General features: G+C 36.1%; 9 protein-coding genes. 6 read left to right on the top strand and 3 right to left on the bottom strand.

Going from position 1 to position 12,432, the window contains the following annotated elements:
* Nucleotides 1-16: 16 nt before the first annotated feature.
* From qoxA to ACQKOG_RS07030, 3 genes are all read right to left on the bottom strand, one after another.
* Nucleotides 17-940, bottom strand: a complete 924-nt coding sequence (gene qoxA, locus ACQKOG_RS07040; RefSeq protein ID WP_415731116.1) for a cytochrome aa3 quinol oxidase subunit II — start codon at nucleotides 938-940, stop codon at nucleotides 17-19.
* 834 nt (nucleotides 941-1,774) lie between these two features.
* Complete coding sequence (locus ACQKOG_RS07035) at nucleotides 1,775-2,617, bottom strand: DUF2785 domain-containing protein (protein ID WP_427445759.1); 843 nt, start codon at nucleotides 2,615-2,617, stop codon at nucleotides 1,775-1,777.
* A 693-nt stretch (nucleotides 2,618-3,310) separates the two neighbouring features.
* Complete coding sequence (locus ACQKOG_RS07030; protein ID WP_370075454.1) at nucleotides 3,311-3,778, bottom strand: hypothetical protein; 468 nt, start codon at nucleotides 3,776-3,778, stop codon at nucleotides 3,311-3,313.
* A 394-nt stretch (nucleotides 3,779-4,172) separates the two neighbouring features.
* On the opposite strand from ACQKOG_RS07030, the gene ACQKOG_RS07025 reads away from it, so the two are divergent.
* From ACQKOG_RS07025 to ACQKOG_RS07000, 6 genes are all read left to right on the top strand, one after another.
* A complete protein-coding gene (locus tag ACQKOG_RS07025; RefSeq protein WP_415731118.1) occupies nucleotides 4,173-5,162 on the top strand; it encodes a CDC27 family protein in 990 nt (329 codons plus the stop codon).
* A gap of 111 nt (nucleotides 5,163-5,273) precedes the next feature.
* On the top strand, nucleotides 5,274-6,563 hold the full coding sequence (tig, locus tag ACQKOG_RS07020) for a trigger factor (RefSeq protein ID WP_370075452.1): 1,290 nt from the start codon (nucleotides 5,274-5,276) through the stop codon (nucleotides 6,561-6,563).
* 1,045 nt (nucleotides 6,564-7,608) lie between these two features.
* Nucleotides 7,609-8,880: an ATP-dependent protease ATP-binding subunit ClpX gene (gene clpX, locus ACQKOG_RS07015; protein WP_323647644.1), complete on the top strand. Its 1,272-nt coding sequence runs from the start codon at nucleotides 7,609-7,611 to the stop codon at nucleotides 8,878-8,880.
* Nucleotides 8,881-9,110: 230 nt separating this feature from the next.
* A complete protein-coding gene (gene lon / locus ACQKOG_RS07010) occupies nucleotides 9,111-11,435 on the top strand; it encodes an endopeptidase La (RefSeq protein ID WP_402873960.1) in 2,325 nt (774 codons plus the stop codon).
* 4 nt (nucleotides 11,436-11,439) lie between these two features.
* Nucleotides 11,440-12,021, top strand: coding sequence for a ribosome biogenesis GTP-binding protein YihA/YsxC (gene yihA / locus ACQKOG_RS07005; protein ID WP_427445756.1), 582 nt, complete (start codon nucleotides 11,440-11,442; stop codon nucleotides 12,019-12,021).
* A 118-nt stretch (nucleotides 12,022-12,139) separates the two neighbouring features.
* Complete coding sequence (locus ACQKOG_RS07000) at nucleotides 12,140-12,313, top strand: YjfB family protein (RefSeq protein WP_012295488.1); 174 nt, start codon at nucleotides 12,140-12,142, stop codon at nucleotides 12,311-12,313.
* Nucleotides 12,314-12,432 lie beyond the last annotated feature (119 nt).

The following is a 12,432-nucleotide window of genomic DNA, read 5'->3' as shown; positions in this document are numbered from 1 at the left end:
CTTTCGGGTTTAAAAATTAATGTGAATGTGTTGCTTCAGAATTTTCTTGTGAATCAGAATGATCCCCATGGTCCATATCACTATGATCCATGTCTCCCATTTTCATGTGTTCACTGTGTTCCATTGGAGCTGGACTAAATTCTAAGTGTGTAGATGAATAGCTTGAACGACCAACGTGTTCTGCTTTTAATAGTTCATCAAATTTTTCTTTTGTTAATGGTTTTTCGTTTGCTTTTACATCAGAAGCCCATTTGTCGAAGTCTTCTTGTGTCATAGATTGCGCTTCAAATTCCATTTCAGCAAATCCGCGACCGCTAAAGTTAGAGTTACGGCCCATGAATGAACCAACCTCATCTGCGGCAAGGTGAATAGTTGTTAACATGTCACTCATCGCATATTTTTGACCAGCTAATTGCGGAATCCAGAAACTTGTGATTGGTCCGAATGAGTAAAGTTTGAACTCAATTGGACGGTCAGTTGGAATATTTACATAGTTTACAGTTTCAATACCTTGCTCTGGATAGCTAAAATGCCATTTCCAGTTAGAAGATGATGCGTAAATAACAAGTGGCTCTTTATTGTCATAACCTTCTGGTGTTGCCTCTACTGTACTTGTTGTTCTTACAGTAACAATTGCTAAGAATGCCACTATGATAATAGGGATAACTGTCCATGTAATTTCAAGTAGATGACTACCCTCTTCGTGAGGAGGCTCATAATCGGCAGGTGTTTTTGAAGCACGGTATTTTGTTAACATAAATGCTAAAAGCACGTACACGACTAGTAATATAAAGGCCATTGTAATAATGGATAAAATAATTGTGTCTGATAATGTTTTGGCATTCGGCCCTTTTGGATCAAAGATTGTAAGGGGTTCACAGCCAGAAAGAACTGCAAGCGCACCAAATGCAATTAACATTAAACTTAACTTTTTCTTCATGTTTGACTCCTTTCTATAAAACGGCTATTCATAAATTTCATTTGTTTTATATAGATTCGAAATTATAAATAGTGGGTAATACGGTCACCTCTTTTAATTGTTGTACCAATCAAATTATCAGAAATACTTACAATGACATGGTTCATTATGAAACATTGAATCTAGTATTTGACTGGTCTAGTGCAAGCGTTCGCAAAGTTATTAATCTGTGTAATCGATTTTTAAACAATGTGTCATAATCGATCGACACAAATGTCATTGTTTGCATATAGGATTATACGCCCTGTTTTAAAGAAAAAAATTATTTTTTTATATTTTTAATAGTAAACTGGGGATGAATATGAACATTTTTTGAACAAAAATCGTTATTTCAATATTAGTATTTTTGCATTTAATTAAATAAACACTGTTGAAACGTTGAAAACACTGAGTTTCTAGTGTTTAACCATGTAAATAGTTTTTTTTGTGAAAATATCAGTTCACATTTTAGACTTCATTTTGTAATAAAGTCGCCGTTACGTTAAGGTTTTGAATGCTTTTTTGTTGCGTTTTTTAAAAAGATGAGTACATGAAAAGAGGGATTATGGATATATCAGGATAAACTTTAAATGTAAGGGATGAATGGAAAGGGGTATAATATTAATTATGTTAATATAATTATAGACTTCCATATAGTGTATTTTGAATGTTTTATCCAAAAAGTAAAAATAGCAAACTAAGGATATCCTTGGTTTGCTATTTTTGGTTATGAAGACGAAAATAAATGTTCTAAGTAGAAAGAAAGTGATTTATCTTTATTCAGCACAATTACGCCGAGGTGAATGAAGATAAATTTTAAGCTCCAAGCTTTAGCCATTTTGCTACTTGTCCATAGATAGTATTTTGAAGTTTTGGGGCTAGGTTATTCATCTTTAAGGCGAAGTACAATGTTTTCATTAAATTTAATGTGCATGTACGTCCGCTAAAAAAGGCTTCGTTATAGCCCTGCGTCACTAAATGCATTTCAAATTTATCAAATACCTGTTCGACAAATTCTATTAAAGCTTCCTCGGAATAGTTACGAGCTAGTAACGCTTCAATTATATTAATTAAGCGTTCTTCCTCATCGTTGACAAAGACAGTATCTTTCCATGTAACAAGTTTCAATGCATGCAAGATGAAAGGCGCATGCTGTAAATCGAATTTAGGGTGTTTAATCGTCATTGCTGCTAAATCTGCGCCATGTGCAATGCTATGCGCCCAGCCTTTATCATGAACATGACCTCGTGTATCTTTTTCCAATAATAAATAGCGGCCAATCTTTTGAAAGAAAATTTGTAGACGATCATCATTTAAAACCAGTTGTTCAGCATCTTTTGCAAGAATACTTGCTGCAATTAAAGCAGAAAACGAACGTGTAAAAACACTATCTGTCAATTCTTCGCCTAACTTTAAATATAAAAAATCGTCGCCTATAACAGTATCAAATAAATATTGTAACTGTTCGGTGCTCAGTAAATTATCGCTAAGTATTTCAATAAAAGTACGATATATTAATTTGTCTCGTAATTCTGCATCTGGTGAACCAATGTGCGTTAACATTTCTTGTAACAACCAGTCACCTTTCTGCAACATAAATTCTTGTTGTGCTGAGTGTGTCATAGTGGAAAATGATTGTAACGTATTTTTGATATCCATATGTAATTCCCCCGAAGTTAAGTTAATTCTCTATAAGAGCATTTTGTTAAATGTATTCCTTTATAATCACTAGTCTTTGTAGTTACTTATATAACAATGCGCAGATATAGTAAAAATGCTTTTAGAGCTATGCATTTTTATTATAGCGTTTCAACGATAAATTTGTTGATTTGTGAAGTTGTCTAGGAGTATATTCACAATGGGAATTCCAGAATCAAGAGAAAGTTGTTATGATAGACAAGCAACAAAAAGGGAAAGATTTATTAAAGAGCGTTTTTCGCCTTGGCGTAATTGTTGCTGTAGCCTCCCACTCTTGTTTAATATCTTTTTTTACTATTAATTAGAGTGACATGCCAGAAGGTATTTGCTATGTGAATTGGTTGATTGGAGTGGAGACTGAGCGACTCCTTGGGATCAGCAATAGAGGAACGAAGGCTAAAACCATCACGTCTTGTGATAACGCCTTCGTGACCAACATCCTGCTGCTGCCGCTACGTTAGCACTACGCTTTCGCGCAAAAAAACATCTGTTGCCCCAAGCGGCTCAACGGACGCCCCCCAGGAAAGCGCTCAGTCGGAACGAAAATCACCCCCCTTGCTTTGCAGAAGAGTCATGTTTTTTAAGGACATCTTGCATTGCCGCGATAGTTTCCAATAATAAAAGACATACCTATTAAAGTATGTCTCATCCCAGTTATGATATAACGGCCGATTTTATACCGAGCGGCCATTCAGTAAAGGTGTTTTGATTAGTTTTTAATTCTACGAGAATATTTGCATTTTTAATGGCATCAATTAGCCATTCACTATAATGAAGATTCGGTTGAGAGTGCAGTAAGATTCGTTGCATATCTTTTTTGTCGATACTTAGAAGTTTATAGTTGCATTCAATGTGTACATTTTGGGGAATAATATAAAGTGACTCATGTGGGTGTCCAAGTGAAATGGAGCCAGGGATGTGACCTTGGATACCTATAATATGTGTAATCGCTTCTTGTGTGTATACATCAATCTTAGTTCTTGTGAGTATTTCAAATTCAATCGGATAATCCTTCAGATGGGGACCGTCCGCTGTAGATAACGAAACAACTTTAATTGATAGTGCCTCATACATAGGAGAGATGCTACTACCAAATTCACTAACTGTATCTATTAATTGCATGTATTCCACTCCTTGTGAAGAACTTTAAATTACAAAGTAGGATGCCTGTAATAACAATAAATAAAATATAGTATTAATTATAATACAATTTATTACAAAATATGAAATGCATAAGTGAAGATTTTTGTTGCAAATAAGCAGTGGATTGATTTATTGGTATATAAGTGTTGTCATTTACCTAAAGAGTTGAAAGTGACATTTATTAAAACGTAGATCAACTAATGAGATTGATTGGAGTGAAGGTGGGCGTCCTAGATATGGATAAACCTTCGTGACCAAATAAAAGTAGCTTACTGGTAAAGCGTTCAGCGAATACGGAAATCAACTCCATGTTATGATGGTCATTCAATAAGAACTAACTAATGAGTAAAATAGAGCTAAAGAGGTGAGAAAAATGACAAAGCGAAAACGGCATGTTATCAAACATGACAATATTGTTGTTTTTCCTGGTGCTGTTCAGACATTAATACGTGAAGGACATATGTATGCGGAAAATTATCAATATGAAGAGGCTGTGGCAAGCTTTGAAAAAGCATTTTCATATGAAGCTGGAGACGAAATTGCATTAAGTACCTACGCGTATGCTTTATATGAATTAAAAGAATACGATAAAGTTAAAAATGTTTGTGAGCAATTATTTGCTATGGGGACGACATTGTATGTAGAAGTAATGGAACTGTATGTTACAGTATGTATGCAGTTAAAGGAATACCATCAAGTAGAGTCGTTAATTACGACATTAATTGAAGAAAACGTACTTCCAGAAGATCAGCTTGAGAAATTTGAACGCTTAAGAAGCTTGAATCAAGAAGTTGCTAAGAATCTTCAAAAAAAAGAGGATGCTAAACGATTGTTAGAAGAGCAAGAATATGAACTTTCGAAATTTAGTGCATTAACGCCGAACGAACAATCAATTCGGCTGCATCGCTTAATGGATACGAATGTACGACAATTAAAGACAGCATTGAAAGCTATTATTGAATGTCCAACAATCCATCCATTTGTTCAGAGCTTAGCATTAATCCTTTTAGTGGAACAAGAAGTGTCAATAGACATTACTGTTTCAAAATTTAATGGAACAAAGATTATTAACCCTAACAATTTAGTCTTACCAAATCAGTTGCCTCAGTATAGGGAAGTAAAAAATATAATCGAAAATAAATTAGAGCAAGACCCATCGACGTTAGAAATGGTACAATATTTAATGGCGAAGCATGCCATTGTGACGTATCCGTTTGAATGGCACCCGTATGAAGCCGATGATATTGCTTATAGTTATATAGACTTTGTACAATCTATGCTCGGAAAAGTACAGGAAATGGACTATGAAATCATTGACTTTTTACAAATGTTAGAAAAGTTAACGGAACTACATGAAGTATGAAATAAGTTGAAACTATACGCATCTATGTTATACTAAAATGGTTGTCAAAATCGTAGTTACGAATGAATTGTCTAACAATAAACTTGATTATTTATTTGGAGGTATTTATACATGTCAGCAAAATGGGAAAAACAAGAAGGTAATATCGGTACTCTTACAATCGAAGTACCTGCTGCAGAAGTAGACGCAGCAATGGACCAAGCGTTCAAAAAAGTTGTAAAACAAATTAACGTACCAGGTTTCCGTAAAGGAAAAATGCCTCGTAATATGTTTGAACAACGCTTTGGTATCGAATCTTTATACCAAGATGCATTAGAAATCATCGTTCCTGAATCTTATTCGAAAGCGATCGATGAAGCTGGTATTATGCCAGTTGATTACCCAGAAATTTCTGGTACAGAAAACTTCACACATGGTAAAGATTTCACATTTACTGCTCAAGTAACAGTGAAACCAGAGCCAAAACTTGGTGAGTACAAAGGTTTAGAAGTTACGAAACTTCCAGTAGAAGTTACTGATGAAGAAGTAGAAACACAAATTCAAGACCAATTAGCTCGTAAAGCAGAGCTTGAAATTAAAGAAGACGAAGCTATCGTAGAAGGCGATACAGCTACTATCGACTTTGAAGGTTTCGTAGGTGAAGAAGCATTTGAAGGTGGTAAAGGTGAAGACTACCCACTAGAAATCGGTTCAGGCTCATTCATCCCAGGCTTTGAAGAGCAACTTGTAGGTATTAAAAATGGTGAATCTAAAGACGTAGTTGTTACTTTCCCAGAAGAATACCATGCAGCTGAATTAGCTGGTAAAGAAGCTACTTTCAAAGTAACTGTAAAAGAAGTTAAAACAAAAGTTCTTCCAGAATTAAACGACGAATTCGCTAAAGAATTAGACCCAGAAGTTGAGGGTGTTGAAGCTTTACGTGCTAAAATCAAAGAGCAAACTGCTGAACAAAAACAAGCAGAATCAGATGCAGCACTTCGTGATGAATTAGTAGAAAAAGCTGCTGAGAGTGCAGAATTTGAAGTACCTGCTGGTATGATTAACTCTGAAACTGATCGTATGTTACAAGAATTTGGTCAACGTTTACAAACGCAAGGTATGAACTTAGACCTTTACTATCAATTCTCAGGTCAATCAGAAGAAGATTTACGTGGACAAATGAAAGAAGAAGCACAAAGCCGCGTACGTGTATCTTTAACACTTGAAGCAATTGCTGAAGCTGAAAAAATTGAAGCAACTGAAGCTGATATCGCAGCTGAATTAGAAAAAATGGCTGCTCAATTTAACATGACTAAAGAGCAAATTACTGGAGCTTTAGGTGGCACAGCAGTTCTTGAAAACGACATTAAAATTCAAAAAACAGTTGAATTTTTAGTAGAAAACGCTAAAATTACTGAATAGGATTTTTTGTAACTGGATAGAAAAATGAAAACAAGGTACGGCATTAAACCGTGCCTTGTTTTATCACATATTTTTTATTTAGGTTTAGCTAGATTCCCCTTTAGAATTAGTTCAATTAATTATATTATTAATATTACGACTATTTTCACCGCAAAAAGCATCCTCCAAAAGGAAATACTTTTTTGAAAAGGGGATAGGCAAAAGGCCTTACCTAATACATAGTATTGTTTGACTTTTCACACGATGCTAAAATTTGACTTTATTCAGTTGAGATCATATTGATGTCTCAATCCTTCCGAATGAGGAATAACGAAATACATCCTCTTCTGAATGAAGTTAAGCCTCTGGCGAATGTAATAGATTTTAACTTCTTTCAGCCATTATTTTCTGTAGCGACAGCTACAAATGTTTTCTGCGCGAAAGCAAAGCGACAGCAGCAATTATGCCGAGGCATAATTAATAGAAATGTAAGTTACTCATTTGAGTATTTTTAACTTGTATTACCGGTATATAGTGAGGGTCACAAGCCAAATATCAGTCTAGTGTCAGAAATCTTGACGAAAAGAAAGGTCTTTCGTCGCTAGAGGTTTCTGAAGAATCAGTCAGTAACAACACATGGAATTCAACGGTATAATTAGCGGAATTCAAGTTCATCACCAAAAGTTGTGGATGAGATTTGTTAAAACGTATGCCACTTCATTTATATAAGTTGATTGGAGTGGAGGCTGGACGCCCCCAGAAAGCTTTGCTCTGTGCGAAAGCGAAGCGACAGCGGCAAATGTTTTCTGTAGCGAAAGCAAAGCGTCAGCTACAAAGCGCCCAGCCGGACGGAAATCAACCACACGCTATGGTGATGAGCTGGAATTCATCAAGTTAATGAATGGGCATTATTGGCGATAAATGTTAATGTTTTTCGTGCAATGAATGTCGAAATCTTTTTAAAATCTTGAAACATAAACGCCGTGGTGTAAATAGATGCAGACAATTTATTTGATAAAGATTCAATAATCTTGTAAGATTGTTGCTTGAATAGGGGTGAAACATATTGTTCAAATTTAATGATGAAAAAGGCAATTTAAAATGCTCATTCTGTGGAAAGCCACAAGAACAAGTACGTAAACTAGTTGCAGGTCCTGGTGTTTATATTTGTGATGAATGTATCGAACTTTGTTCAGAAATCGTTGTAGAGGAACTGGGTGTTGAAGAAGAAATTGAATTCCAAGATATTCCAAAACCGAAAGAAATCTTAACGATTTTAGATGAGTATGTAATAGGACAAGATCGTGCTAAAAAAGCTTTAGCAGTTGCGGTTTACAATCACTACAAGCGCATTAATACAAATAGTAAGATTGATGATGTAGAATTAGCGAAATCGAACATTGTGTTAATCGGCCCAACTGGTAGCGGTAAAACTTTATTGGCCCAAACATTGGCACGTATATTAAACGTTCCTTTTGCTATTGCAGATGCTACTTCTCTAACAGAAGCTGGCTATGTTGGTGAGGACGTTGAAAATATTTTATTAAAATTAATTCAATCCGCAGATTACGATATCGAACGTGCTGAAAAAGGAATCATCTATATTGATGAAATCGATAAAGTTGCACGTAAATCCGAAAATCCATCCATTACACGTGATGTTTCTGGTGAAGGTGTACAACAAGCCCTTCTAAAAATTTTAGAAGGTACAGTTGCAAGTGTCCCACCACAAGGTGGTCGTAAGCATCCACACCAAGAGTTTTTACAAATCGATACTACAAACATCTTATTTATTGTGGGTGGAGCATTTGATGGAATAGAATCCATTATTAAACGTCGTCAAGGTGAAAAAGTAATTGGCTTCGGTTCAGATCCAAACAAAATTGATATGGATGAAGGCTCAATTATGGCAAAGTTGATTCCAGAGGATTTATTAAAATTTGGTCTAATTCCAGAATTCATCGGTCGATTACCAGTACTTGCAAGTCTAGAACAATTAAACGAGGCTGCGCTTGTACAAATTTTAACGGAGCCTAAAAATGCACTAGCTAAGCAATATCAAAAAATGCTTGAACTAGATGGTGTTGAGCTTGAGTTTGATGAAGGTGCTCTTTCTGAAATTGCAAAAGAAGCAATAGAACGGAAAACGGGTGCACGTGGTCTTCGTTCAATTATTGAGTCAACAATGCTTGATGTAATGTACGAACTACCTTCACGCGAAGACGTGAAAAAATGTATCATTACGGCAAAAACAATTACGGATAAAGAAAAACCGAAATTGCTTCTTGAAGATGGCACTGAACTCGATGAAGGTAGCGACACAAAAACTTCAGCATAACGAACAGATACTAATGTCTATTGTTATGAGATAAAGAGTAATTTAGCTGACTTCGATTGTGCAATATTCGCACATATCGACAGTCAGCTTTTTATTCATTCATACATAAAGCCAACTGTAATTAGATGAAATTTTTGGCTCAATTGATTAACTAGTGTGAATCAGCTTTTTAGACACATACTAGTAGCGTGGGAGTGAATAAGAAAATTTTGACGGAGGTGAATACCCGCATGGTGACAATACAAAAAACAACAAGTGTACCATTATTGCCTTTACGTGGACTTTTAGTATACCCGTCGATGGTGTTACATATTGATGTGGGTAGAAATCGTTCTGTAGCGGCGCTAGAACAAGCGATGCTAGAGGACCAATTGATATTATTGGTAACACAAAAAGAAGTGCATGATGAACAGCCTGATGAGCAAGATTTATATACAGTTGGTACGATGGCATATGTCAAACAGATGTTAAAATTACCAAATGGAACACTGCGTATTTTAGTGGAAGGTGTAGCGCGTGCAACATGGTCTAACTATCGGGCGCTAGAAAAATATACGATTGTTGACATCGATGTTAAGGAGGAAACAATCGGTAAGGATGTTGAAACACAGGCTTTAATGCGTACGTTGTTAACGTATTTCGAAAGATACGCGAAAGGCTCCAATAAAATTACATCTGAAACCATCAGTACTGTGGCAGACATTGAAGAGCCAGGTCGTTTAGCAGACATCATTGCATCGCATTTACCATTTAAGATTGCAGATAAACAAGAAGTATTAGAGATGCTCAATGTAAAGAAGCGATTAGATCATTTAATTATTCGTTTACATGACGAGCAAGAAGTACTTGATCTTGAAAAGAAAATTAATACAAAAGTTAAGCAATCCATGGAGCGTACGCAAAAGGAGTATTATTTACGTGAACAAATGAAAGCTATTCAAACAGAGCTAGGAGATCGTGAAGGAAAAACTGGTGAAGTAGCTGAATTACGTAAACGTATCGACGAAACAGGGATGCCTGAATCAACGAAAGAAGTAGTGCTTAAAGAGTTGGATCGCTATGAGAAGCTACCAGCAGCTAGTGCAGAGAGTGGCGTCATCCGAAACTATATTGATTGGATTGTTTCATTACCATGGACAAATTCGACTGAAGATCGCATGAATATCGAACATGCAGAGGACATTTTAAATCGTGACCATGACGGTTTAGAAAAAGTAAAAGAACGTATATTAGAATATTTAGCTGTACGTCAGTTGAAAAAATCGTTACGTGGACCAATATTATGTTTAGCTGGCCCTCCAGGTGTAGGTAAAACATCATTAGCTCGATCTGTTGCAGAAAGCTTGGATCGCAAATTTATCCGAATTTCATTAGGTGGGGTACGAGACGAATCGGAAATTCGTGGTCATCGTCGTACGTATGTTGGGGCAATGCCAGGTCGTATTATCCAAGGGATGAAAAAGGCAGGAACAATTAATCCTGTGTTCCTTCTAGATGAAATTGATAAAATGTCTAATGACTTTAGGGGAGATCCTGCAGCAGCAATGCTTGAAGTTTTAGATCCGGCTCAAAATAATACATTTAGTGATCATTACATCGAAGAACCTTATGATTTATCAAATGTATTATTTATAGCAACTGCGAATGATTTAAGTACAATTCCTGGGCCGTTACTAGATCGTATGGAAGTAATCTCAATTGCTGGTTATACAGAAATTGAAAAAGAGCAAATTACGAAAAATCACTTAATACCGAAACAGTTAAAAGAGCATGGCTTGAAAAAAACACAAGTTATTATTAAAGACGAAGCCGTAGTTGATATTATCCGTTATTATACTCGTGAAGCAGGTGTTCGCGGACTAGAGCGTCAAATCGCAACCCTATGTCGTAAAATCGCTAAGATCATCGTTTCTGGTGAGAAAAAACGAGTAACAGTGAACTCGAAAACGTTAGAGGAATTACTCGGTAAACATCGTTTCCGATATGGACAAGCAGAAGAGGAAAATCAAATCGGTGTAGCTACTGGGCTTGCTTATACAACTGTAGGTGGTGATACATTACAAATTGAGGTATCATTAACACCTGGTAAAGGAAAATTGCAGTTAACTGGTAAGCTTGGCGATGTCATGAAGGAATCTGCTCAAACAGCTTTATCGTATGTCCGTACAAAAATGGGAGATCTAAAAGTGGATGCAGAATATTTTGAAACACATGATATTCATATTCATGTTCCTGAAGGAGCTGTTCCGAAAGATGGACCTTCCGCAGGTATTACTATGGCAACCGCAATTGTTTCCGCAATTTTACATCGTCCAATACGCCGTGAAGTCGGCATGACAGGTGAAATTACATTACGTGGACGTGTACTGCCAATTGGTGGCTTAAAGGAAAAAACACTCAGTGCGCATCGAGCGGGCTTAACGACAATTATTTGTCCGAAAGATAATGAGCGAGATCTTGAGGATATTCCTGAAAGTGTACGCGAACAACTAACATTTAAACTAGTGTCATCGGCTGATGAAGTATTAGCCCATGCACTGGACGGAGGTTTTTAAGAAAATGAAAGTCCATAACGTAGAAATGGTCATAAGTGCTGTAAGACCAGACCAATATCCAGAAGATGGACTGCCAGAATTTGCACTAGCCGGTCGTTCAAATGTGGGGAAATCCTCATTTATTAATCGAATGATCGGTCGTAAGGCTTTAGCACGTATTTCTTCAAAGCCCGGAAAAACACAAACGCTTAATTTTTACAAAATTGAAGAACAATTATTTTTTGTAGATGTTCCGGGCTATGGTTATGCAAAGGTTTCAAAAACTGAGCGTGAATCATGGGGAAAAATGATTGAGCGTTACATCACAGGGCGCAATGAATTAAAGGCAGTCGTACAAATTGTTGACTTACGTCATCCCCCTACAGCTGATGATCGCATGATGTATGATTTTTTAAAGCATTACAATATTCCTTGTATTGTTATTGCAACAAAAGCAGATAAAATTCCAAAAGGTAAATGGGATAAGCATAAAAAAATCGTGAAAGAAACGCTAGACATGGAAAAAAATGATCCCCTTATTGTCTTTTCTTCAGAAAAAGGAATTGGCTTTGAAGAAGCTTGGCGTACAATCGAAAATAAAATGTAATAAAAAAACATCTATTGAGTCTATTATTTAGGACAGTAGATGTTTTTTTATTAAAAATTTGGGGAATCGCTTGATGAATGGGACAACTGACCGATAAATTAAATAGGAGGTGGACTAAATGGATATCGCAGCTTTATCAATGGCAATGAATCAAGCAACTTTAATGCAAAATGTATCTCTAGCTGTAACGAAGCAGGCAATGGAGATGCAACAGCAAAATACAGAACAATTAGTTGAAATGTTAGATGCTCCACATCCGACAGCCGGACATACAATTGACGTTCAAGTATGATGAAGCAAAGGTAGCTTGAAAATGGAAGCTACCTCTATCTTTGTGTCTAATGGTAGATTTAAAAAGTAAGTAAAAGCACTAAAATGTAACTTTTTGAATAGGAAAAACTACCAATAGTA

Origin of the sequence: Lysinibacillus sp. NPDC093216 (assembly GCF_050280325.1) — a bacterium.
GTDB lineage: Bacteria > Bacillota > Bacilli > Bacillales_A > Planococcaceae > Lysinibacillus.
Note: the sequence above shows the minus strand (reverse complement) of the source record. Positions and strands in the feature narration are given on the sequence as shown.

Excerpts from the sequence above, each read along its gene's own strand:
- qoxA (WP_415731116.1), bottom strand. The coding sequence starts at position 940 with ATGAAGAAAAAGTTAAGTTTAATGTTAATTGCATTTGGTGCGCTTGCA.
- ACQKOG_RS07035 (WP_427445759.1), bottom strand. The coding sequence starts at position 2,617 with ATGGATATCAAAAATACGTTACAATCATTTTCCACTATGACACACTCA.
- ACQKOG_RS07030 (WP_370075454.1), bottom strand. The coding sequence starts at position 3,778 with ATGCAATTAATAGATACAGTTAGTGAATTTGGTAGTAGCATCTCTCCT.
- ACQKOG_RS07025 (WP_415731118.1), top strand. The coding sequence starts at position 4,173 with ATGACAAAGCGAAAACGGCATGTTATCAAACATGACAATATTGTTGTT.
- tig (WP_370075452.1), top strand. The coding sequence starts at position 5,274 with ATGTCAGCAAAATGGGAAAAACAAGAAGGTAATATCGGTACTCTTACA.
- lon (WP_402873960.1), top strand. The coding sequence starts at position 9,111 with ATGGTGACAATACAAAAAACAACAAGTGTACCATTATTGCCTTTACGT.
- yihA (WP_427445756.1), top strand. The coding sequence starts at position 11,440 with ATGAAAGTCCATAACGTAGAAATGGTCATAAGTGCTGTAAGACCAGAC.
- ACQKOG_RS07000 (WP_012295488.1), top strand. The coding sequence starts at position 12,140 with ATGGATATCGCAGCTTTATCAATGGCAATGAATCAAGCAACTTTAATG.